This is a genomic window from Pseudomonas sp. FW305-28 (genome assembly GCF_017351395.1).
In the GTDB taxonomy this organism is placed as follows: domain Bacteria; phylum Pseudomonadota; class Gammaproteobacteria; order Pseudomonadales; family Pseudomonadaceae; genus Aquipseudomonas; species Aquipseudomonas fluorescens_AA.
Genome location: NZ_JACNDD010000051.1, coordinates 20,370 through 42,382, shown reverse-complemented (window position 1 = coordinate 42,382; position 22,013 = coordinate 20,370). Strand labels below are relative to the sequence as shown.

General features: G+C 62.1%; 20 protein-coding genes. 6 read left to right on the top strand and 14 right to left on the bottom strand.

All coding sequences use genetic code 11. The annotated features are described in order from the left end of the window. The coding region (locus tag J4E53_RS14015) for an SPASM domain-containing protein (RefSeq protein WP_207268151.1) at window positions 1–544 on the top strand (544 nt) is incomplete at its 5' end. Then, window positions 510–2,339 carry a S9 family peptidase gene (locus tag J4E53_RS14010; RefSeq protein WP_103310497.1) on the top strand — a complete coding sequence of 610 codons (1,830 nt, stop codon included), beginning with the start codon at window positions 510–512 and terminating at the stop codon, window positions 2,337–2,339. The genes J4E53_RS14015 and J4E53_RS14010, both read left to right, overlap by 35 nt. A 127-nt stretch (window positions 2,340–2,466) precedes the next feature. Here J4E53_RS14010 and J4E53_RS14005 read toward each other — a convergent pair whose 3' ends face one another. From J4E53_RS14005 to bioB, 14 genes are all read right to left on the bottom strand, one after another. After that, window positions 2,467–2,625: a YqaE/Pmp3 family membrane protein gene (locus tag J4E53_RS14005; RefSeq protein WP_003177654.1), complete on the bottom strand. Its 159-nt coding sequence runs from the start codon at window positions 2,623–2,625 to the stop codon at window positions 2,467–2,469. A gap of 346 nt (window positions 2,626–2,971) precedes the next feature. Beyond that, window positions 2,972–4,750: an acyl-CoA dehydrogenase C-terminal domain-containing protein gene (locus J4E53_RS14000; RefSeq protein ID WP_103310495.1), complete on the bottom strand. Its 1,779-nt coding sequence runs from the start codon at window positions 4,748–4,750 to the stop codon at window positions 2,972–2,974. Window positions 4,751–4,994: 244 nt separating this feature from the next. Beyond that, a complete protein-coding gene (locus J4E53_RS13995) occupies window positions 4,995–6,791 on the bottom strand; it encodes an acyl-CoA dehydrogenase C-terminal domain-containing protein (protein WP_103310494.1) in 1,797 nt (598 codons plus the stop codon). 91 nt (window positions 6,792–6,882) lie between these two features. Next, window positions 6,883–8,172, bottom strand: coding sequence for a GGDEF domain-containing protein (locus tag J4E53_RS13990; protein ID WP_060740334.1), 1,290 nt, complete (start codon window positions 8,170–8,172; stop codon window positions 6,883–6,885). Window positions 8,173–8,352: 180 nt separating this feature from the next. After that, window positions 8,353–8,865: a DoxX family protein gene (locus J4E53_RS13985; RefSeq protein WP_256587243.1), complete on the bottom strand. Its 513-nt coding sequence runs from the start codon at window positions 8,863–8,865 to the stop codon at window positions 8,353–8,355. Window positions 8,866–8,951: 86 nt separating this feature from the next. Further along, window positions 8,952–9,443 (bottom strand): DUF1097 domain-containing protein, encoded by a 492-nt coding sequence (locus tag J4E53_RS13980; protein WP_103310492.1) that lies wholly within the window; start codon window positions 9,441–9,443, stop codon window positions 8,952–8,954. Then, window positions 9,433–9,567, bottom strand: a complete 135-nt coding sequence (locus tag J4E53_RS30775) for a hypothetical protein (RefSeq protein WP_256587242.1) — start codon at window positions 9,565–9,567, stop codon at window positions 9,433–9,435. The genes J4E53_RS13980 and J4E53_RS30775 overlap by 11 nt, the downstream gene beginning before the upstream one ends. 357 nt (window positions 9,568–9,924) lie before the next feature. Continuing rightward, the gene (locus tag J4E53_RS13975) at window positions 9,925–11,730 is read right to left on the bottom strand and encodes a phenylacyl-CoA dehydrogenase (protein ID WP_092202715.1); all 1,806 of its coding nucleotides are present in this window, start codon (window positions 11,728–11,730) and stop codon (window positions 9,925–9,927) included. A gap of 276 nt (window positions 11,731–12,006) precedes the next feature. Further along, complete coding sequence (locus tag J4E53_RS13970) at window positions 12,007–12,303, bottom strand: hypothetical protein (RefSeq protein WP_060740331.1); 297 nt, start codon at window positions 12,301–12,303, stop codon at window positions 12,007–12,009. A 119-nt stretch (window positions 12,304–12,422) separates the two neighbouring features. After that, window positions 12,423–13,103 carry a dethiobiotin synthase gene (bioD, locus tag J4E53_RS13965; RefSeq protein ID WP_060740330.1) on the bottom strand — a complete coding sequence of 227 codons (681 nt, stop codon included), beginning with the start codon at window positions 13,101–13,103 and terminating at the stop codon, window positions 12,423–12,425. Then, window positions 13,100–13,912, bottom strand: a complete 813-nt coding sequence (gene bioC / locus J4E53_RS13960; protein ID WP_103310490.1) for a malonyl-ACP O-methyltransferase BioC — start codon at window positions 13,910–13,912, stop codon at window positions 13,100–13,102. Before bioC ends, bioD begins: the two co-directional genes overlap by 4 nt. After that, window positions 13,905–14,636 (bottom strand): alpha/beta fold hydrolase, encoded by a 732-nt coding sequence (locus J4E53_RS13955; RefSeq protein ID WP_103310488.1) that lies wholly within the window; start codon window positions 14,634–14,636, stop codon window positions 13,905–13,907. The genes bioC and J4E53_RS13955 overlap by 8 nt, the downstream gene beginning before the upstream one ends. Further along, window positions 14,629–15,807, bottom strand: coding sequence for an 8-amino-7-oxononanoate synthase (gene bioF, locus J4E53_RS13950; RefSeq protein WP_103310487.1), 1,179 nt, complete (start codon window positions 15,805–15,807; stop codon window positions 14,629–14,631). The genes J4E53_RS13955 and bioF overlap by 8 nt, the downstream gene beginning before the upstream one ends. 168 nt (window positions 15,808–15,975) lie before the next feature. Continuing rightward, complete coding sequence (gene bioB / locus J4E53_RS13945) at window positions 15,976–17,031, bottom strand: biotin synthase BioB (protein WP_014340550.1); 1,056 nt, start codon at window positions 17,029–17,031, stop codon at window positions 15,976–15,978. Window positions 17,032–17,121: 90 nt separating this feature from the next. Between bioB and J4E53_RS13940 the strand changes: the two genes are divergently transcribed. The 4 genes from J4E53_RS13940 to J4E53_RS13925 all read left to right on the top strand — a co-directional run bounded on the left by J4E53_RS13940 (window position 17,122) and on the right by J4E53_RS13925 (window position 21,845). After that, entirely contained in the window at window positions 17,122–17,862 is a 741-nt protein-coding gene (locus J4E53_RS13940; protein ID WP_103309920.1) for a ComF family protein, read from the top strand. Window positions 17,863–17,920: 58 nt separating this feature from the next. Beyond that, window positions 17,921–18,685: a TOBE domain-containing protein gene (locus J4E53_RS13935; RefSeq protein ID WP_103309919.1), complete on the top strand. Its 765-nt coding sequence runs from the start codon at window positions 17,921–17,923 to the stop codon at window positions 18,683–18,685. Between the two features lie 67 nt (window positions 18,686–18,752). Continuing rightward, the gene (locus J4E53_RS13930; RefSeq protein ID WP_103309917.1) at window positions 18,753–20,654 is read left to right on the top strand and encodes a PhoX family phosphatase; all 1,902 of its coding nucleotides are present in this window, start codon (window positions 18,753–18,755) and stop codon (window positions 20,652–20,654) included. A gap of 216 nt (window positions 20,655–20,870) precedes the next feature. After that, window positions 20,871–21,845 carry a serine/threonine protein kinase gene (locus J4E53_RS13925; protein WP_060740323.1) on the top strand — a complete coding sequence of 325 codons (975 nt, stop codon included), beginning with the start codon at window positions 20,871–20,873 and terminating at the stop codon, window positions 21,843–21,845. The last annotated feature ends 168 nt before the right edge of the window (window positions 21,846–22,013 follow it).

The window sequence follows — 22,013 nt, the reverse complement described above, 5'->3', positions numbered from 1 at the left end:
TGTCGGCCTGCTGCCCACCCGGGAGCAACTGGTGCGCGCCGAGCGCATCACCAATGAATACCGCGCCAAGCTGGAAGCCGAAGGCAATCCGTGCAAGCTGATCTTCGTCACGCCGGACTACTATGAAGAGCGCCCCAAGGGCTGCATGAACGGCTGGGGCAGCATTTTCCTCACCGTCACGCCGGACGGCACGGCATTGCCCTGTCACGGTGCCCGACAGCTGCCGGTGCAGTTTCCCAATGTGCGCGACCACAGCATGCAGCACATCTGGTACGACTCGTTCGGCTTCAACCGTTTCCGCGGTTATGACTGGATGCCCGAACCGTGCCGCTCCTGCGATGAAAAAGAGAAGGACTTCGGCGGTTGCCGCTGCCAGGCGTTCATGCTCACGGGGGACGCCAGTAACGCCGACCCGGTGTGCAGCAAGTCCGAACACCACGGGGTGATTCTCCAGGCCCGTGAAGACGCCGAGCACGCCACGCAAACCATTGAACAGTTGGCCTTTCGCAATGAACGAAACTCGCGCCTCATCGCCAAAGGCTGAGCCTTTCAGCGCCGCCCAGGCCGTTGCCGCCGGCACTGACTTCGCCGAACTGCAGGTCGGGCCCTTGGGCTTGTTCTGGAATGAATACCGCCCCGCGGACGGCGCCTGCCGGATCTGGCATTGGCAAGATGCCCAGGCCCGCTGTTTGACGCCGGACGGGTTCAGCGCGCGCAGCCGGGTCTATGAATACGGCGGCGGGTCGTTCTGCCTGAGCCGTGACGGCGTGCTGTTCGTCAATGAGACCGACCAGCAGTTGTACCACCAATCGCTGAGCGACGGGCAGCCCGTGGCGCTGACCTCCGGTGAGTGCCGCTACGGGGACCTCGGCTTTGCCGGTGGCCAGGTGTTGGCGGTGGAAGAACAAGCCAACCAGCATCGCCTGGTGTCGATCGGGTTGGCGGATCATCAACGGCATCTACTGGTTGAAGGCGCCGATTTCTACGCTTCGCCGACCCTGAGCCCGGACGGCCAGCGGCTCGCCTGGGTTGAGTGGAGCCGCCCGCATCAACCCTGGACAGCCACGCGGTTGATGTTGGCCGAACGCAATGCTTCGGGTTGGGGCGAGCCACGCTGTGTGGCCGGCGAGGGTGAGCAAGAGTCCATTCAGCAACCGCGCTTCGACGCGGCCGGTCGCCTTTATTGCCTGAGTGATCGCGGTGGTTATTGGCAGCCCTGGAAGGAGTCGGCCCAAGGCCTGGAACCACTGCCCGCCGCCGAAGCCGATCACGCCCCGGCGCCATGGCAACTGGGTGGCTGTACCTGGCTGCCGCAGGATGAACACACGTACCTGGCGAGTTGGACCGAAGCGGGTTTCGGGCGCCTGGGCCTGTGTCGCGAAGACCACGCCAGCGATGACTTTACCGGCACCTATACCCGCTTTCGCAGCCTGGCGCTGGATGAGCGGTTCATCTACGCCATTGCCGCCTCGCCGACCGGCCCGTCGGCGGTCATTGCCATCGAGCGGCATAGTCATGACGTGGCGGTGCTGGCCGGCGGCGTCGCGCCATTGCCCGTCGAACAGATCAGCCGTCCTCGCACCCTGCGTTATCCATCCGGGTCAGGTGAGGCCCACGGGTTCTTTTACCCGGCCATGAATGTACAGGCGAAGCCGCCCCTGGTGGTGTTCATTCACGGCGGCCCCACCTCGGCCTGTTATCCCCTGTTCGATCCGCGTATCCAGTATTGGACCCAGCGTGGCTTTGCCGTTGCCGATCTCAATTACCGCGGCAGCAGCGGCTATGGCCGGGCCTATCGGCAGGCATTGCATTTGAACTGGGGCGTGGTGGATGTCGAGGATGCCTGCGCGGTGGTCGCCTACCTGGATGAACAAGGCCTGATCGACGGCCGTCATGCGTTCATTCGGGGTGGCAGTGCCGGCGGCTATACGTCCCTCTGCGCCTTGGCGTTCCATGAGGTCTTCCGTGCCGGCGCCAGCCTCTATGGCGTGAGCGACCCTGTCGCCCTCGGCCGGGCCACGCACAAGTTCGAAGGTGATTACCTGGACTGGCTGATCGGCGATCCGCAACAGGACGTCGAACGCTACCGCGCCCGTACGCCGCTGCTGCACGCCGGGAACATCCGTGTGCCGGTGATCTTTTTCCAGGGTGAACTGGACGCCGTGGTGGTGCCGCAGCAAACCCGCGACATGGTCAGTGCCTTACAGGCCAACGGCGTGGCCGTCGAGGCGCACTACTATCCGGATGAGCGCCACGGTTTTCGCAAAGCCGCGAACCAGGCGCATGCGCTGGAACATGAGTGGTTGTTCTATCGCAAGGTGATGGATGGCGATCTGTAGGACGCCAGACAAACTGTGGGAGCGAGCTTGCTCGCGATAGCAGTAGTCCAGTCGATATTTCCGTGGACTGACACACCGCTATCGCGAGCAAGCTCGCTCCCACAGGGGGATTTTATGACCGATGAATTCAGCGCTTGGCGATGATGTACACCGCATGCACGATGCCAGGGATGTAACCCAACAGCGTCAGCAGGATATTCAGCCAGAACGCCCCGCCGAAACCGACTTGCAGGAACACCCCCAGTGGCGGCAGCAGGATGGCGATAATAATGCGAATGAAATCCATGGATGACTCCCTGATCGACGATGGCCAAATTGCCACATAGCTCATTGACCTCAAGCCGCTCGTCAGGGTTCAGTGAAACGCAAGCAGAAGCAGCCCGGAGTAGGGCGCGCTGCCAAGGAACAAAAAATCCAGGCAAAAGAAAACCCCGCCGAAGCGGGGCTTTGCAGACTGTTTCCCTGACATCCATTTCACTCCGCCGTCCTGGCAGAATCCTACGTGTCCATGTTGTTACTTTTGCGCGTCCTGCGCGGCGTCCATGTGAAGTAGATTAGCCCTGGATCCAATCTGCCGATAGAGGGAAAACGCCAGCACATTGTGTAAGCTTTTGCTTACACAATGTCAGTTTTTAGAACTGCCCGGGCTCCAGCAGAAACAGCGACTCGCTGCCAGCTTTCACCGAAGCACTCAGGGAGTGAATGCGCGGCAGCAGGCGAGCGAAATAGAACCGCGCCGTGCCCAGTTTGCTCGCGTAGAAATCATCCTGGTTTTCTTTGCCAAAAGCCGCCTTGGCCATCAACGCCCACATGTAAGCGTAAGCGGTGTAGCCGAACGCCTGGAGGTACTCCACCGAAGCGGCGCCGATTTCGTTCGGGTTGTTCTTCGCCCGGTCCAGCAACCAATCGGTCAACTCATCCAGCGTACCGACCGCATCGTTCAGTGGCTTGGTGAACTCCGCCAGGTCGCTGCTCGCGGTGGCGGTGAAATGGCGGATTTCATCGGCGAACAACCGGTAGAACGCTCCGCCACTGCCGACGATCTTGCGCCCTACCAGGTCCAGCGCCTGGATACCGTTGGTACCTTCGTAGATCTGGGTGATGCGCACGTCACGCACCAGTTGCTCCTGGCCCCATTCACGAATGTAACCATGGCCGCCGAACACCTGCTGGCCATGGACCGTGGTTTCCAGGCCCAGGTCGGTCAGGAATGCCTTGGCCACTGGGGTCAGCAACGCCACCAGGTCTTCGGCGCGCTTGCGGGTGACCGGGTCTTCGCTGAACTTGGCGGTGTCCAGTTGCATCGCCACGTAGGTGGAAAATGCCCGGCCACCCTCGTTCGAGGCCTTCATGGTCAGCAGCATCCGACGCACGTCGGGGTGGACGATGATCGGGTCAGCGACCTTGTCCTTGTTCTGCGCACCAGTGGGCGAACGGCTTTGCAGGCGGTCACGGGCATATTCGACGGCGTTCTGGTAGGAACGCTCGCCGGAGGCCAGGCCTTGGATGCCAACCCCCAGACGCTCGTAGTTCATCATGGTGAACATCGCCGCCAGGCCTTTGTTCGGCTCACCCACCAGGTAGCCCACGGCTTCGTCGAAGTTCATCACGCAGGTGGCGGACGCCTGGATGCCCATCTTGTGTTCGATCGACCCGCAGTTGGCCGCGTTGCGCGCGCCCAGGCTGCCGTCGGCATTGACCATGAACTTGGGCACCAGGAACAGCGAGATACCCTTGGGGCCCGCCGGTGCATCTGGCAGTTTCGCCAGCACCAGGTGGATGATGTTTTCGGTGAGGTCGTGCTCGCCACCGGTGATGAAAATCTTCGTGCCACTGACCTTGTAGGAACCGTCGGCCTGAGGTTCGGCCTTGGTGCGGATGATCCCCAGGTCCGTACCCGCGTGAGGCTCGGTCAGGCACATGGAACCGGCCCAGACGCCGGCGTACATGTTCGGCAGGTACGCCGCCTTCAGTTCTTCGCTGGCATGGGCATTGATCGACAGGCAGGCGCCGGCGGTCAGCATCGGATACAAGCCGAAGGACAGGCTGGCGGAGTTGACCATTTCCTCGACCTGGGCCGAAACGGCCTTGGGCATGCCCATGCCGCCGTACACCGGATCACCACCGACACCGACCCAACCGCCTTCAGCGTAAGTCTGGTAGGCCTGTGGGAAACCTGCCGGCGTGGTGACGGCGCCGTTGGCCCAGTGGCAACCTTCTTCGTCAGCGGCGCGGCTGAGGGGGGCGATGCTTTTGCTGGTGACTTTGCCGGCTTCTTCGAGGATCGCTTCGACCGTTTCAGCGTCCACGGTGTCGGCCAGTACCGGCAATTGGGCCCAGAGCTTCGCGACCTCGAACACTTCATTGAGGACGAAGCGCATATCGCGCAGGGGCGCTTTGTAGTCAGCCATGGCAAACCTCGCAGGATCTAAACAGTTGGGTTCGTAAAAGACGGTTTCGCAATGACCCGAGTGTACCTCAACAACTTTTGCGACACATAGGGTCAACCCATGACTGTTTTGTTATTTTTAGTCACCGCAGGATTTTAGAGATTAACCGTGGCGAGAGAGCTTGCTCCCGCTCGAGTGCGCAGCACTCACAAAAAAAGGGCTGCTGCGCAGCCCAGCGGGAGCAAGCGCCCTCGCCACGGTTCCGTCAGAGGGCAAACAACGCTGCCGGCAGCTTCATCAAACACTCGCTCCCGGCCTCGACCGCAGCCCGATGGGCGGTCGTACGTGGCAGCAGGCGCTTGAAGTAGAACTCGCAGGTCGCCAGTTTGGCCTGGCAGAAATCGCCGTCACCCTTGCCGCTGTCGAGTTGCGCCTGGGCCACCAAGGCCATGCGCAACCACAGATAGGCCAGGATGATGTAGCCGCTGTACATCAGGTAGTCCACCGAGGCGGCACCCACTTCATCCGGATTCTTCATGGAGGCCATGCCAACCCGAGTGGTCAGCTCGCCCCACTGCTGGTTGAGCCCGTCGAGTTGCGCGACGTACTCCTTGAGCTGCGGATGTTGCGCATTGGCAGCGCAGAACTTATGGACAATCTTGGTGAAGCCAAGCAACAACTTGCCCTGGCTACCCAGCACCTTGCGCCCCAGCAGATCCAGGGCCTGGATACCGTTGGTGCCCTCGTAGATCGGCGCGATGCGGCAGTCGCGCACCAACTGCTCCATGCCCCACTCGCGGATGAAGCCGTGGCCGCCAAACACTTGCATGCCGTGGTTGGTTACCTCCAGCCCGGTGTCGGTCATGAAGGCCTTGCAGATCGGGGTAAGAAACGCCAGCAGGTCCTCGGCCTCCTGGCGCGCGGTGTCGTCCGGGCTCAGGTGGGCGGTATCGAGCAGTTGCGCGGTGAAATACGTCAGCGCCCGGTTGCCTTCGTTGAAGGCCTTCATGGTCAACAACATCCTGCGCACATCGGGATGGACGATGATCGGGTCCGCGACTTTTTCCGGTGCCTTGGGGCCGGTCAGCGCGCGCATCTGCAGACGCTCGTTGGCGTATTTGATCGCGCCCTGGAAGCTCGCCTCCCCCAGGCACAGGCCCTGCATGCCGGTGCCAAGCCGGGCGTGGTTCATCATGGTGAACATGCAGTTGAGGCCCTTGTTCGGCTCGCCGATCAGGAAACCCTTGGCCCCATCGAAATTCAACACGCAAGTGGCCGAGGCCTTGATGCCCATCTTGTGTTCGATCGAGCCACAGGAAACGCCATTGCGCCCCCCCGCCTCACCGCTGGCCTCGGGCAGGAACTTGGGTACGATGAACAACGAGATGCCCTTGGTCCCGGCGGGGGCGTCCGGCAGCTTGGCCAGCACCAGGTGGATGATGTTATCGCTCATGTCATGTTCGCCGGCGGAGATGAAAATCTTGCTGCCGGAGATCGCGTAGCTGCCGTCGGCCTGGGGCACGGCGCGGGTCTTGATGATGCCCAGGTCGGTGCCGCAGTGGGCTTCGGTCAGGCACATGGTGCCGGTCCACTGGCCGGCGGTGAGTTTGCTCAGGTAGGCCTGTTTCTGCTCTTCAGTGCCGTGGGCATGAATGGCCGACATGGCACCGTGAGTCAGACCCGGGTACATGCCCCAGGACGTGTTGCTGGAACCGATCATCTCGCTGATGACCAGGCCCAGGGAGCTGGGCAAGCCTTGGCCACCATACGCCGGATCTGCCGCCAAGCCGTGCCAGCCGCCTTCCACGTACTGTGCGAAAGCCTGCTTGAAGCCTGTAGGCGTGGTGACCACGCCGTTGTCGAAATGGCAGCCCTCTTCGTCACCGGAGCGATTGAGCGGCGCCAGCACATTTTCACAGAATCTGGCGCCTTCCTCGAGGATCGCGCTGACCATGTCCGGGCTGGCATCGCTGGCACCCAGCTCGGCATAACGGCCATGGAAATCGAAGACGTGATCGATCAGAAAGCGCATGTCGCGCAGGGGGGCTTTGTACTCGGGCATGGTGGTTTTCTCCGGTAGCAGATCGTTCCAACCTACTGCCGGCCACCCTGGCCCACAATCACAGTCCAGACGCTGAATGCGCCGTCATCACTCAACCCGCGGCGGCTTCCATGCGCACCGCGCCGCGGCGGTTCTGGCCGAAGGCAACCACACAGTTACGCCCCGCGCCCTTGGCGTTGTACAGCGCCTGGTCGGCGGACTTGAGCACTTCTTCGGGCGTGCGCTGCTCAAGGCGCTCCGCGACACCGATGCTGACCGTCACCGATACGCTGGAAGCACCCGCGCCGGAGCGACGCTGGCGGCCTTGCTGATCGTCCTGGGGACGGCTATCGGGATTGCGCAGCTGGATGGCATACGTCTCGATGGACTGGCGGATGACTTCCAGATGGGGCATGCACTCGTCGATGGTCTTGCCTGCGAACACCAGGGCAAATTCCTCACCGCCGTAGCGATACGCCCTACCGCCACCGCCGATCTTCGACAACTTGCTGGCGACCAGGCGCAGCACCTGATCGCCCACGTCGTGGCCATGGGTGTCGTTGAATTTCTTGAAATGGTCCACGTCACTCATCGCCAACACATAGTTGCGCCCCAGGCGCTGCATGCGTTCGTTCAGTGCCCGCCGGCCCGGCAGGCCGGTGAGTTCGTCACGGAAGGCCATCTGATAGGCCTCGTGGGCGACCGCCGCGGCGATCATCAACATGACCTGGCTGCACATGATGTTCAGGGTGAACGGCAGGATAAAGGTCTTGGGCAGCATCCAGAACAACCCCAGCAAACCCACCAGTTGTGCCGCGTGCAATGGCCGGGGATTGCGCCAGTATTGCCAGGCCAACAGCAGGAACGCGGCGGCGAACATCGGGTAGGACAATTGGATCAGGCTCATCCAGGCACCGTGCAACGCGGGCCAGCGGATCTCCGAGAGCCACAACAACAAGGCCTGGGGGAAACTCTGCTCCAAGGCCAGCGCCACACTGCCAAAGACCAGCAACACCGCAAACCGCGCCACCATGTCCTGGAACAGGTGGGTGCGCTCCTGCCACGCGGCGAACAGCCCGAACAACAGCGGCAACAACAGGCAGACGAGATGGAACACCACCGCCGCGTCTTCGCGCACCTTGCCGTTATCGCGATAAAAGTCGGTTTGGGTATCCAAGAGAAAGTAGGCGATATACACCGTGACCATCAGAAACAGTTCACGTTGACGTCGGTAGACCGCGCAATACGCCCCGCCTAGCAACAGCACCAGCGTCGGGAGAACGTTGAACAGCGAGGTGAAGAAAACGTTGAGATCCTTGACGTAGGCAGCCGCAAGCCCCGCCACCAACAACAGCAACGACGGTAGGAAATGGCTCAAACGTACAGCGGAAGAACGCGGCAAGGGTAAAGCTCCGACCCGGCTGATCAAAGATGGCATTGTGCCTGCAATTGGAACAGTAAGGCACGCGAGATGTGACAGATGTCACACTGCCATCGCTGTAACGGCAGGGCGGGAGGTTTTCTTAAGGCTTTGTCGGAGCAATTGTTGTTACAGAATTTTCATGCAAACAACTGCGCCTGCTCAGATGGAAAACCTGAGCTTGCGATCCACGGCAAAGCGGCCGCTACCGCGCACGGCAATATAGAGCGCAAGAAATCCCATCAATACGGGAAACTCAATGCCGCGATCGATCCACGGCCAAGTGGGGCCAAGCGCGTAGCTGATAGCCACCATTTGCACCGCCATCATGAACGCGACCGGGCGCGCCCACAGACCGACAGCCAGCATGACCGCACCGACCGTTTCAAGAAGCATGACCAGAACCGCCCATTGCGCGGCGAACGGCAGGCCCATGACGTTCTGGATCAGGTTGATGGAGCCCGCCATGGGATCCGCCATGGAACCGTGGGATATCCCCAGGGCTTTTGGAAGGCCGTGGGTGAACATGACAACGCCGAACGCAAACCGCAGCACTGCATACAAAACGGGCTCCGCACGGGTGTAAAGCCCATCCAGCGCCGGAAACAGCAGGCGCTCTTGGGAGGCGGTGGTTTCCATGGAGGTCATCGCGGATTTACGTTGTGACGTGTCCATCTCGGTAGTCCTTTTTGTGAATGAGGTTTTCAGAGCCACCCGCTAACGCGGCCGGCACTTGCTGGCGAGATGCTGGACTCCCCGCGTCAATGACCAGCGCCCTGGCGAACCCGCTTTTGCAGCGAATGCGCCAGCAGGGCCGCTGTCGCTCCCAGCGTCCCGGCCAGGGCCAGCATCCCGAAGGTTGTGAGCGACGGGGGTTGGTGCGAAGCGAAATACGCCACCAGCCCTAGGAAGAAACCAAGCAGATTGTTGAACACCGGCGCCTTGGCCAAAGACAGCGCAATGACCGTGATGGCGAACACCACTGCACTGATGGCATAGCTGCCCAGAACAGGCGTCAGGGCAGCCATGGCCTGGGCCGCACCGATCCCCAGAATGACGCCGATCAGCACGCAGGCCAGGTTGATCGCCCCTTGCTTGAGGTTGAGCCCGCGGGTAAAGAATGAAATCCACCCGACAAACATGGCCCACACCGGAACCTCCAGCGCCATCACGCTCAGGGTGGCGGCGAATGACGCAATGACCGACTCCCCCACCACCACCTTCAGATGAGTGAAAAATGCATTATTGGCCATGACTCACCTCCCGGGTCGCAAGTACCCGCCGTGACGTCAAGAGGCCAGACAGGGCGATACGACGCAGGAAGCGATCGCCAATGGCGATCAGGCGCCAGGCCGCAAGAGTGGTGTTCACGTTCATGGTCAATTCCTTTCCGGTACGTGCGATAAAGCTGGTTTCACGGGATCGGCACCGGCCGACCCACATGGAGCGAAGGTTGTCAGCCCACAACCCCATGATGTCGATTGACCGTCTGTGAATAAACGGGATGAAATTGACTTATCTATTCCAAAAACCACAACAAATGGGCCGCTATGGACCGTTTCGACGCGTTGCAGGGACAGGTGACGGAATTTGAAGCACGAGGCTGGATTTCCACAGTGGGAAATTCGGCGACTTGAAGCCTGCTGGTGCTTGAGGCGCGTGTTTGTCGGCGGCGCAAAAAAAAGCCGCTGCTCCCGAAGAAGCAGCGGCTTTTTTCAAAGAACCGCGTAAGGCTTAGTAACCCAGCGCGAAGTCTTCTTCTTTCATGTCCATCAGGTTGTTCGCGCCCGACAGCATGGTTGCCACGTGGGTACGGGTGCGCGGCAGGATGCGCTGGAAGTAGAAGCGCGCGGTCTGCAGCTTGGCGGTGTAGAAGGCTTCTTCGGTGGTGCCGGCGGCGAGTTTTTCCGCTGCCAGGCGCGCCATGTCGGCCCAGAAATAGGCCAGGCACGCGTAACCGGAGTACATCAGGTAGTCCACCGATGCCGCGCCCACTTCTTCACGATCCTTCATGGCCGCCATGCCGACCTTCATGGTCAGCTCGCCCCATTCCTTGTTCAGCGCAGCCAGGGGCTCGACGAACTCCTTGACCGCTTCGTTGCCTTCGTTGCTCTGGCAGAACTTGTGGACGATCTTGGTGAAGCCCTTGAGTGCCTCGCCCTGGGTCATCAGCACTTTACGGCCCAGCAGGTCGAGGGCCTGGATGCCGGTGGTGCCTTCGTACAGCATCGAGATACGACTGTCGCGAACGTTCTGCTCCATGCCCCACTCGGCGATGAAGCCGTGGCCGCCGTAGATCTGCACGCCATGGTTGGCCGATTCGAAACCGACTTCGGTCATGAAGGCCTTGGCGATCGGCGTCATGAACGCCAGCAGCGCATCGGCTTTTTTCTTCTCTTCTTCGTCCACGCCGTACTTGACGATGTCGACCTGCTTGGCGGTGAAGTACACCATCGCCCGGTTACCTTCGGCGAAGGCCTTCATGGTCAGCAGCATGCGACGCACGTCAGGGTGCACGATGATCGGGTCGGCGGCCTTGTCTGGCGCTTTCGGGCCCGTCAGGGAGCGCATTTGCAGGCGATCACGGGCATATTTCAGGCCGCCCTGGAAGCCGATCTCGGCATGGGCCAGGCCTTGCAGCGCAGTACCCAGGCGTGCGGTGTTCATGAAGGTGAACATGCAGTTCAGGCCTTTGTTCGCCGGGCCGATCAGGTAACCGGTGGCCGCGTCGAAGTTCATCACGCAAGTGGCGTTGCCGTGGATGCCCATCTTGTGTTCCAGGGAACCACAGCTCACCGCGTTGCGCTGGCCGATGGAGCCGTCGGCGTTAGGCAGGAATTTTGGAACGATGAACAGCGAAATGCCCTTGGTGCCAGCCGGTGCATCCGGCAGGCGTGCCAGTACGATGTGGACGATGTTGTCGGCCATGTCGTGTTCACCGGCCGAAATGAAGATCTTCGTACCGGAAACCTTGTAGGAACCGTCGGCCTGAGGCTCGGCCTTGGTGCGCAGCATGCCCAGGTCGGTACCACAATGCGGTTCGGTCAGGCACATGGTGCCGGTCCATTCACCGGAAACCAGCTTGGTCAGGTAGGCCTCTTGCTGCTCGGGCGTACCGTGCTCGGAAATCGTGTTCATCGCGCCATGGGACAGGCCCGGGTACATGCCCCACGACCAGTTGGCTTCACCGACCATCTCGCTGACCGCCAGGCCCAGGGATTCCGGCAGGCCTTGACCGCCATGCTCGACGTCGTGGGCCAGGCTCGGCCAGCCGCCTTCGACGAATTGCTTGTAGGCTTCCTTGAAACCGGTCGGGGTTTTCACGCCGGACTCGCTCCAGGTGCAACCCTCGATGTCGCCCACACGGTTCAGCGGAGCCAGCACCTGCTCACAAAACTTGGCGCCTTCTTCGAGAATGGCGTCAACCATGTCCGGAGTTGCATCCTGGCAAGCCGGAAGGCTCTGATAATGCGCTTCGTAGCCAAGCAGTTCGTCACGAACGAAGCGAATATCACGCAAGGGGGCCTTGTAGTCAGGCATAGCGATAAACCTCTGCTGATGTAACCGGGAATGAACGACCGCGTGGATTTGTTGTGGCGGTCAAACAGTTGTTTGAAACATACGTTTACGCCCAAATCTTGTCAAGCGCCGATCTTTTGCCGTTCGTCATCAGCCTGAGAAAAATGTCGGACACAGGAAACCCATCGCCCTGAAGAATCCGCGATGCGCGTAGGAAAAGATTAGTTGAGCAATAAGACGTTAGAGACAAAAACGCCGCGAATAATCGCGGCGTTTTGGCAAATCTGAAGAACAGGATCAGGCAAAGGTATCGATCAATGTCCCGAGCATTTCGTCGGATGCCTTGGCGACGTTGGCACCCAGTTGCACCTGGAACTTGCCCTGGGCCATTTCGACCATGTTGGCGGCCTGGTCCGACTGCTGGCTACGATCCACCGAACGCAGGCGATCTACCTGGACTTCGGACGACTGGCTGGTGACCGAACGCTCGATCGTGTTGTTGGCGATCTGGCCGGAGGCCTGATCGACGCGGTTCTGCCCTGTCTGAATCGTGCTCAGACCGGCATAGAACGCGGTACTTCCTGAGATTTCCATGGCAGAGCTCGTCTTCTTGAAGGGTCCACAGTGGCCATTGAATCAGAAGCCCAGGGAAAAGGCCCGACAAAAACACTAATGGCACAGTGCCGTGTCATAGGCAAAACCTTGGCGGGGGCTCAGTCCAGCAGATCCAGTTGCAGGTGTCCGGCCACGGCTTCGGCCGTCACACTCTGGATCCGCGCCACCCTGCCCAGGCACGGCGCCGGAAGTCGCTCGGCCAAGGTTGCCAGGTTTTCTTCCAGGCGCGAGGTGGCCGGGTCGATGATGTTCGCGACCCAACCGGCAAGCTGCAAGCCATCACGGGCGATAGCCTCGGCGGTCAACAACGCGTGGCTGATGCAACCCAGGCGCACGCCCACCACCAGAATCACCGGCAAGCCCAGCGCGATCGCCAGATCGGAAAGATTGTCCTGGCCGGCCAGCGGTACCCGCCAACCACCTGCGCCCTCGATCAGGGTGAAATCAGCGTTCAGCGCCAGCACTTCGCGCATCGGGCCAAGTAGCGACTGCACCGTCAAGGCAACGCCCGCTTCCCGGGCGGCCAGGTGCGGCGCTATTGCCGGTTCGAACGCCACCGGATTGACCTGTGCATACGTCAACGGTATCGAGCATTCGGCCAGCAAGGCCAAGGCATCGGCGTTGCGCAGGCCCTTGGGCGTCACGTCGCAGCCAGAGGCCACGGGTTTTCCGGCAGCCGTGCTCATCCCAGCCTGTCGCGCAGCATGCAGCAGGCCCGCCGCGACGGTGGTCTTGCCTACATCGGTGTCGGTGCCGGTAATGAAATAGGCCTTGCTCATAGCGGTTTCTCCAAAACGGCGTAGACCACCTGGTAAGTTGCCGGCAGCCCCTGGGCCTGACGAAACTGCTCATAGGCCTCAACCAGCGCGAGAATCCGCGCCCTGCCCGTCAAGCCACCGGGGCGACCAGGGTTCAGATTGTGGGCACCCAAAGCTTTCAATTCATGTGTCAGGCTGCGCACATCAGGGTAATGCAGCACATGCGGACGGATTTCAAGACTGATGACATTCAGCCCGCTGGCCGCGCAAAGGTGCTGATACGTTTCGAACGCACGGAAACGGTTGACGTGCACCAAGCCATCCACCTGACGCCAGCTGTCGCGCAACTCGTACAAAGTGCCCACGCAGAGGCTGGTGAAGGCCAACACCCCACCCGGCTTCAACACCCGATGGGCCTCGCTCAGCACCGTGGCGAAATCCGCGCACCATTGCACCGCCAGGCTGGAGAACACCAGGTCGCAGCTCGCCGCCTGCAAAGGCAGCCGCTCGGCATCACCGGCGACAAAATACGCGGCGCCACCCTGGGGACGCGCATGGTTGAGCATGCCTTCGGCGATATCCAACGCCAGGCCGGTGGTCGCACCAAAACGCGCACCCAAGGCCCGAGTGAAGTAGCCGGTGCCGCAGCCCAGGTCCAGCCAACGTTGCGGCGTGAAAGAAGGCGGCAAGCGACCGAGCAATTGCTGCCCCACGTCGCGCTGCAGCTCGGCCACGCTGTCATAGCTGGTCGCTGCCCGGGAAAACGAAGCCGCTACCTGGCGTTTGTCGGGCAAGGCACCGGGCAATAGAGGGAGAGACAAATCAGTCATCGCCGGACTCATGCAAAAAAACCTGGATCGCCGCCGCTATACCGTGAGGGTCTTCCAGAAGGAATCCGTGGCCGGCCTGTTCAATCAGACCGATTTCGACATCCGGCAGCAAGACCAGCAAATCACCCGCCGCTTCGGCCGGCACCAGGGCATCGAGCCCGGCAAACAGATGCAGTTGCGGGCCTCGGAAACTCTGCAACGCAGCGCGGGTGTCCAATCGCGCCAGCAGTTCGAGCCCGGCCATCAATACTTCGGGCGAAGTGCTTGGCGCCCCGGCCAACAACAACCGCGACAACCCGCGTGGATCGCTGCAGCCCTGGGCACACAGCAGACTGAAACGCTTGAGGGTCTGGCGTGGGTCGGCCCCACAGCCGGCGAGAAAGCCATCGAACGTCTGGCCGTCCATCGCGCTCGGCCATTGCTCGTGGGCGACAAAGGACGGATTACTGGCCATGGTCAGCAGGCCACAGCAGCGCTCACCCCGGCGCGCCGCCAGCGCCGAGGCCAGCATGCCGCCCAGGGACCAACCGCCCAGCCAGGTGTCCTGAGGCACGGTGGCGTCCAATTCTTCGAGCCATTCATCGGGGTCGCTCGATAGCAATGCCGGCAACGGCTCGATTTCCACCCGCAGGTGTTCGTCGAGCCCTTGCAAGGCCGCCGCCAGCGGTTCCAGCGGTGAAACGCCCAAGCCCCAACCGGGCAGCAAAATCAGTCGATCACGCATGGCTTGGCTCCGGTCCCAACAGGGCAAAACACTCGGCCAGTGCATTCAACAATAGCTGCACCTGGGCCTCGCTATGGGCGGCGGTCAGGGTCACGCGCAAACGAGCGCTGCCGGCCGGCACGGTGGGTGGGCGGATCGCCGTGACCATCAGCCCGCGCTCACGCAGCATCTGCGACAAGCGCATGGCCCGACCCGCATCGCCCACCAGGATCGGCTGGATCGGCGTGAAGCTGTCCATCAATTGCAGGCCGATCTGCTCGGCACCCTGGCGGAACTGGCGGATCAGCACCTGCAGGTGTTCACGCCGCCAATGCTCGCCGCGCAGCAGTTCCAGGCTCTTGAGCGTTGCGCAGGCCAGGGCCGGCGGTTGGCTGGTGGTGTAGATGTAGGGACGCGCGAACTGGATCAGGCTTTCGATCAGTTCCTCGCTACCGGCGACGAAGGCCCCGGCGGTGCCAAAGGCCTTGCCCAGGGTGCCGACCAGCACCGGCACATCGTCCTGGCTCAAGCCGAAATGTTCGACGATACCGCCACCATGGGGCCCCAGCGGACCAAAGCCGTGGGCATCGTCGACCATCAGCCAGGCCCCCCGGGCCTTTGCCTCACGGGCCAGGGCCGGCAGGTCGGCAATGTCGCCGTCCATGCTGAACACGCCGTCGGTGACCACCAGGGTATTGCCAGTGGCTTTCTCCAGGCGACTGGCCAGGCTCTGGGCATCGTTGTGCAGGTATCGGTTGAAACGCGCACCGGACAACAGCCCGGCGTCGAGCAGCGAAGCATGATTGAGGCGGTCTTCCAGCACCGTATCGCCCTGCCCCACCAGCGCGGTGACCGCGCCGAGGTTGGCCATGTAACCGGTGGTGAACAGCAACGCCCGCGGACGCCCCGTCAGGTCGGCCAACGCTTCTTCCAGGGCGTGATGAGGGCTGCTGTGGCCAATCACCAAATGGGAGGCGCCGCCCCCGACGCCCCAACGCGCCGCGCCGGCGCGCCAGGCCTCGATCACTTGCGGGTGATTGGCCAGGCCCAGGTAATCGTTGTTGCAGAACGCCAGCAACGGCTGGCCGTCCACTACCACTTCCGGGCCCTGGGGGCTTTCGAGCAGCGGGCGCTGGCGGTAGAGGTTGTCGGCACGACGGGCAGCCAGGCGTGCGGCGAGATCGAAGGGCATGCAGGCCTCGGGGTGAACCATTTATGGACGGAGTGAGATCCCCTGTGGGAGCGAGCTTGCTCGCGATGAGGCCATGACATTCAACATCTCTGTCGGCTGTTATACCGCCATCGCGAGCAAGCTCGCTCCCACAAGGTCTTGCATTCCAATCAGGGGATCGGTGAGCAATCAGACAGCGGCGTTATAGAACTGCTCGCTGCTCTTCTGCTCCACCAGCGCCTGTTCGATCGCCGCCTGGTGCACTTCGTCGGCATGTTCTTCCCGGGCTTCGGGCTGGATGCCCAGGCGTGCGAACAATTGCATGTCCTTGTCGGCTTGCGGGTTGGCGGTGGTCAACAGCTTGTCGCCGTAGAAAATCGAGTTGGCGCCAGCAAAAAATGCCAGGGCCTGCATCTGCTCGTTCATCGCTTCACGACCAGCGGACAGGCGCACATGGGACTGGGGCATCATGATCCGCGCCACGGCAAGCATGCGGATGAAATCGAACGGATCGATGTCTTCGGCATTCTCCAGCGGCGTGCCGGCGACTTTGACCAGCATGTTGATCGGCACCGATTCCGGGTGCTCCGGCAGGTTCGCCAACTGGATCAGCAGGTTGGCGCGGTCGTCCAGGGACTCGCCCATGCCCAGGATGCCGCCGGAGCAGATCTTCATCCCCGAATCACGCACATAGGCCAGGGTTTGCAGGCGCTCGCTGTAGGTACGGGTGGTGATGATGCTGCCGTAGAACTCCGGCGAGGTATCGAGGTTGTGGTTGTAGTAGTCCAGGCCAGCCTGGGCCAACGCTTCGGTCTGTTCCTGGTCGAGGCGGCCCAGGGTCATGCAGGTTTCCAGGCCCATGGCCTTCACGCCTTTGACCATTTCCAGCACATACGGCATGTCCTTGGCCGACGGATGTTTCCAGGCCGCGCCCATGCAGAAACGGGTCGAACCGATGGCCTTGGCCCGCGCAGCCTCTTCGAGGACCTTCTGCACTTCGAGCAATTTCTCTTTATCCAGACCGGTGTTGTAGTGACCGGACTGCGGACAATATTTGCAATCTTCCGGGCAAGCACCAGTCTTGATCGACAGCAGCGTGGAAACCTGGACGCGGTTGGCGTCGAAGTGCGCGCGGTGCACGGTCTGCGCCTGGAACAACAGGTCATTGAATGGCTGGACAAAGAGTGCTTTGACTTCGGCCAAAGACCAGTCATGACGCAGGTTGGCAGTGGTGCTGGCGCTCATGGGCATTTCCTTGATTATGCTTGGCTGGCGCCTGGGGCATGCAATACCCACAGGCGCGACACGGATGTTCGGCATATTTAAGGAAGAGTCATGCGCTGTCAACCACGATACAAATGGCCGGTTTACATCTGGTTAAAAAACAAGCAATCCTGTCTACTGTGCGGCGAAAGCACGGATACCCCACAACCCATCTGCACCCCCTGCGAAAGCGAGCTGCCCTGGCTCGGCGATCAATGCAGCATTTGCGCCCTGCCACTGCCCATGGCCGGACTGCGTTGCGGCCAATGTGCCTCGTGGCCGCCGGCCTTCGAGCGGGTCCTGGCGCCCTGGGCCTACGACTTCCCGGTAGACACCCTGATCACCCGCTTCAAGCATCAGGCGAAATGGCCCCTTGGCCGGCTGCTGGGCGAACTGCTGGCGCAATCGCTGCAACATCATTTCGACGAAGGGCTGGAACGGCCCGACGCACTGCTACCGGTGCCACTGGCAACCCGGCGTTTGCGCCAGCGCGGTTTCAACCAGGCGGCACTGCTGGCCCGCTGGCTCAGTGGGCCGCTGGCGATCCCTTGCGAAGAAAACCTGCTGCGACGAACCCAGGACACGCCCGCCCAACAGGCCCTCGACGCCAGGGCCCGGCGCCAAAACCTGCGCCAGGCCTTTGCCCTCGCGCCCCAGGCGACGTTACGCAATCGTCACCTGGCGTTGGTCGACGACGTGCTCACCACCGGCGCCACCGCCCAGGCCCTGGCCGCCCTGTTACTCGATGCCGGCGCGGCGCGGGTCGATGTGTATTGCCTGGCCCGCACGCCGAAACCCGGTGAACCGGCTTGACGTGCCGCGCCCAAGGCGCCAACGTCCGCTCATCGACTTTTGCACGCAGTTTGCCGTCATGTCATTGCCCACGCTCCTGACCCAACACATCGTCCGGCGACCACAACGCATCGCCCTGTTGCAGCACATCGCCGAACAGGGCTCGATCACCCGCGCCGCCAAGAGCGCGGGCCTGAGCTACAAGGCGGCATGGGATGCCATCGATGAGTTGAACAACCTCGCCGACCATCCGTTGGTGGAACGCAGCGTCGGCGGCAAGGGCGGTGGCGGCGCGAGGCTGTCGCAGGAAGGCCAACGCGTGCTGCGCCTGTATCAGCGCCTGCAAGCGCTGCAGGCGCAACTGCTGGAAGCCAGCGAAGACGCCGGGGACCTGGGCCTGCTCAGTCGCCTGATGCTGCGCACCAGTGCCCGCAATCAATTGCATGGCAAGGTCCTGGGCATCGAGGCCCAGGGGCACAACGACCGGGTACGCCTGGAACTGGCCCGGGGCCTGGTCATCGAAGCGCGGATCACCCATGACAGCACGTTGCGCCTGGAGCTGGCTGTCGGCACCGATGTGGTGGCGCTGATCAAGGCCGGCTGGCTGGAATTGCACCCCGTCGAACAAGCGGAAAAACCGGGGATCAATACGCTGCGCGGCCTGATCGAGCAGGTCGACGCCGCCGAAGACGGCCCCAGCGAAGTGCGCATCGGCCTGCCCAACGGCCAGACACTGTGCGCCCTGGCCGACCCGCTTCAGTTGCAAGCGCAGGACCTGGCAGCCGGCTCACCGGTGCAAGTGACGTTTTCAGCGACAAATGTGCTGCTCGGCACACCGCTGTAGCGCGCTGCAACAATAGCTTCATCGACCCGCTTTAAGGTGACTGCCAAAACCAGCAGGGAGCCTGATGATGAGCCTATTAGAAGAAAACCAATCCACCGACCTGGAAAAGATCGTCGGCCTGAGCCGGCGCAGTTTCATCAGCGCCGGCGCCCTGTGCGGCGCGGCGATGTTCCTGGGCGGCAACCTGCTGAGCCGCAGCGTGCTGGCCGCCGCCGTGAGCGAAGGCAACAGCCGGCTGCTGGGTTTCAACAGCATCGCCGCCGCCACGGCCGACACCATCACGCTGCCGCCGGGCTACAAGGCCTCGGTGCTGATCAGTTGGGGCCAGCCGCTGCAGAAAAATGCACCGGCGTTCGATCCCAGTGGCAATGGAACAGCCCGTGCACAGGAAGTGCAGTTTGGCGACAACAACGACGGCATGAGCCTGTTCGAATTCCCCGGCGACAAGAACCGGGCGCTGATGGCGATCAACAACGAATACACCAACTACCGCTACCTCTTCCCCCACGGCGGCCAGCCGCAGTCGGCCGAAGACGTGCACAAGGCCCAGGCCAGCGAAGGGGTGTCGGTGATCGAGGTCCAGCGTCGTCGCGGCCAGTGGCAGTTCGTCCAGGAATCGCGCTACAACCGCAGGATCCACGGCAACACGCCGATTCGCCTGCGTGGTCCGGCCGCCGGCCACGACCTGCTGAAAACCAGTGCCGACAAGAGCGGCAAGAAAGTGCTGGGCACCTTCCAGAACTGCGCCAACGGCATGACGCCGTGGGGCACCTACCTGACCTGCGAAGAAAACTTCACCGACTGCTTCGGCAGCAGCAAGACCGACCTGCAGTTCGATGAGGCGCAAAAGCGCTACGGCGCCACCGTCACCAGCCGCGAGATCAACTGGCACCTGTACGACCCGCGTTTCGACCTGGCGAAGAACCCCAACGAACTCAATCGCCATGGTTGGGTGGTGGAAATCGATCCGTTCGATCCAGAATCCACGCCGGTGAAACGCACCGCCCTGGGCCGCTTCAAACACGAAAACGCCGCCCTGGCACAAACCAACGACGGTCGCGCCGTGGTGTACATGGGCGACGATGAACGCGGCGAGTTCATCTACAAGTTCGTCAGCCGCGAGCGCATCAATCATCGCAATGCCAAGGCCAACCGCAACCTGCTGGACCACGGCACCTTGTACGTGGCGCGCTTCGATGCCGGCGACGGCAACCCGGACCATCCCAAAGGCAAGGGCCAGTGGATCGAGTTGACCCACGGCAAGAACGGCCTCGACGCCAGCAGTGGCTTCGCCGACCAGGCCGAGGTGCTGATCCATGCGCGCCTGGCCGCCAGCGCCGTGGGTGCCACCCGCATGGACCGCCCTGAGTGGATCGTGGTCAGCCCGAAAGACGGCCAGGTCTATTGCACCCTGACCAACAACTCCAAGCGCGGCGAGGACGGCCAACCGGTGGACGGGCCGAACCCTCGGGCCAAGAACGTCTACGGGCAGATCCTGCGCTGGCGCACCGACCGCGACGATCATGCCGCCAAGACCTTCTCCTGGGATCTGTTCGTGGTCGCCGGCAACCCAACGGTACACGCCGGCACGCCGAAAGCCGGGTCGTCCAATATCAACCCGCAGAACATGTTCAACAGCCCCGACGGCCTGGGCTTCGACAAGGCTGGCCGGCTGTGGATTCTCACCGACGGCGACTCCAGCAACGCCGGGGACTTCGCCGGCATGGGCAACAACCAGATGCTCTGCGCCGACCCTAGCAGTGGCGAAATCCGCCGCTTCATGGTCGGACCGGTGGGCTGCGAAGTGACCGGGATCAGTTTTGCCCCGGACCAGAAAGCCTTGTTCGTCGGGATCCAGCATCCAGGGGAAAACGGTGGTTCGACCTTCCCTGAGCACCTGCCCAACGGCAAGCCGCGGTCTTCGGTGATGGTGATTACCCGGGACGATGGCGGGGTCATCGGCGCCTGACAGGGCCTCATCGCGAGCAAGCTCGCTCCCACAATTTGGACTGCCCCCAAAAAGTTGGACACCCATCTGGCTTTTGGAGTCAGTCCAATGGATCCGCTATCCCTGTGGGAGCGAGCTTGCTGGCGATAACGTCAGCACAGCCGCCACCTATCTGCCTCTGTCTGCGCTACCATGCTGTGCCGGACGCGGCAGCCCTGCCGCTGCGCAGGAGTCAGCATGTCCCATCCGTTTGAAACCCTCACGCCCGACCTGGTGCTCGATGCCGTTGAAAGCATCGGCTTTCTCAGCGACGCCCGCGTGTTGGCCCTCAACAGCTACGAGAACCGCGTCTACCAGGTCGGCATCGAAGATTCCGAGCCGCTGATCGCCAAGTTCTATCGTCCCCAGCGCTGGACCAACGAAGCGATCCTGGAAGAGCACAGCTTTACCTTCGAGCTGGCCGAATACGAAGTGCCCGTGGTGGCGCCGCTGATCCACAACGGCGCCAGCCTGCATGAACACGCAGGGTTTCGTTTCACCCTGTTTCCTCGTCGCGGTGGCCGGGCGCCAGAGCCGGGCAATCTCGACCAACTCTATCGCCTGGGACAATTGCTCGGACGCCTGCACGCGCTCGGGGCGACCCGGCCGTTCGAGCATCGCGAAGCCCTGGGCGTGAAAAATTTCGGCCACGATTCACTGGCCACCGTGTTGGCGAGCGGCTTCGTTCCCCGCAGCCTGCTGCCGGCCTACGAGTCGGTCGCCCGGGACTTGCTCAAGCGCGTCGAAGAGGTCTACGCCGCCACGCCCCACCAGAACATCCGCATGCACGGCGATTGCCACCCCGGCAACATGATGTGCCGCGACGAGGTGTTTCACATCGTCGACCTGGACGACTGCCGCATGGGCCCGGCGGTGCAGGACTTGTGGATGATGCTCGCCGGCGATCGCCAGGAGTGCCTGGGGCAATTGTCGGAACTGATGGACGGCTACCGTGAGTTCCACGACTTCGACCCGCGTGAACTGGCGCTGATCGAACCGCTGCGGGCCCTACGGCTGATGCACTACAGCGCCTGGCTGGCGCGGCGCTGGGACGACCCGGCGTTCCCCCGCAGCTTCCCGTGGTTCGGCAGCGAACGCTACTGGGGCGACCAGGTGCTGGCATTGCGCGAGCAATTGGCGGCGCTCAATGAAGAGCCGTTGAAGCTGTTCTGACCTACAGCGGGTCCCCCTGTGGGAGCGAGCTTGCGATGGCGATCGAACACTCGACACCTCTGTCGACTGACACATCGCTATCGCGAGCAAGCTCGCTCCCACAAAGGGATTTGCGCTGGAACGCTCACAAAGGTTCACAGCACAACCAGACAAATCTCCTTACAATCA

Excerpts from the sequence above, each read along its gene's own strand:
- J4E53_RS14010 (WP_103310497.1), top strand. The coding sequence starts at position 510 with ATGAACGAAACTCGCGCCTCATCGCCAAAGGCTGAGCCTTTCAGCGCC.
- J4E53_RS14005 (WP_003177654.1), bottom strand. The coding sequence starts at position 2,625 with ATGGATTTCATTCGCATTATTATCGCCATCCTGCTGCCGCCACTGGGG.
- J4E53_RS14000 (WP_103310495.1), bottom strand. The coding sequence starts at position 4,750 with ATGGCTGACTACAAAGCGCCCCTGCGCGATATGCGCTTCGTCCTCAAT.
- J4E53_RS13995 (WP_103310494.1), bottom strand. The coding sequence starts at position 6,791 with ATGCCCGAGTACAAAGCCCCCCTGCGCGACATGCGCTTTCTGATCGAT.
- J4E53_RS13985 (WP_256587243.1), bottom strand. The coding sequence starts at position 8,865 with ATGGACACGTCACAACGTAAATCCGCGATGACCTCCATGGAAACCACC.
- J4E53_RS13980 (WP_103310492.1), bottom strand. The coding sequence starts at position 9,443 with ATGGCCAATAATGCATTTTTCACTCATCTGAAGGTGGTGGTGGGGGAG.
- J4E53_RS30775 (WP_256587242.1), bottom strand. The coding sequence starts at position 9,567 with ATGAACGTGAACACCACTCTTGCGGCCTGGCGCCTGATCGCCATTGGC.
- J4E53_RS13975 (WP_092202715.1), bottom strand. The coding sequence starts at position 11,730 with ATGCCTGACTACAAGGCCCCCTTGCGTGATATTCGCTTCGTTCGTGAC.
- J4E53_RS13970 (WP_060740331.1), bottom strand. The coding sequence starts at position 12,303 with ATGGAAATCTCAGGAAGTACCGCGTTCTATGCCGGTCTGAGCACGATT.
- bioD (WP_060740330.1), bottom strand. The coding sequence starts at position 13,103 with ATGAGCAAGGCCTATTTCATTACCGGCACCGACACCGATGTAGGCAAG.
- bioC (WP_103310490.1), bottom strand. The coding sequence starts at position 13,912 with ATGACTGATTTGTCTCTCCCTCTATTGCCCGGTGCCTTGCCCGACAAA.
- J4E53_RS13955 (WP_103310488.1), bottom strand. The coding sequence starts at position 14,636 with ATGCGTGATCGACTGATTTTGCTGCCCGGTTGGGGCTTGGGCGTTTCA.
- bioF (WP_103310487.1), bottom strand. The coding sequence starts at position 15,807 with ATGCCCTTCGATCTCGCCGCACGCCTGGCTGCCCGTCGTGCCGACAAC.
- bioB (WP_014340550.1), bottom strand. The coding sequence starts at position 17,031 with ATGAGCGCCAGCACCACTGCCAACCTGCGTCATGACTGGTCTTTGGCC.
- J4E53_RS13940 (WP_103309920.1), top strand. The coding sequence starts at position 17,122 with ATGCGCTGTCAACCACGATACAAATGGCCGGTTTACATCTGGTTAAAA.
- J4E53_RS13935 (WP_103309919.1), top strand. The coding sequence starts at position 17,921 with ATGTCATTGCCCACGCTCCTGACCCAACACATCGTCCGGCGACCACAA.
- J4E53_RS13930 (WP_103309917.1), top strand. The coding sequence starts at position 18,753 with ATGAGCCTATTAGAAGAAAACCAATCCACCGACCTGGAAAAGATCGTC.
- J4E53_RS13925 (WP_060740323.1), top strand. The coding sequence starts at position 20,871 with ATGTCCCATCCGTTTGAAACCCTCACGCCCGACCTGGTGCTCGATGCC.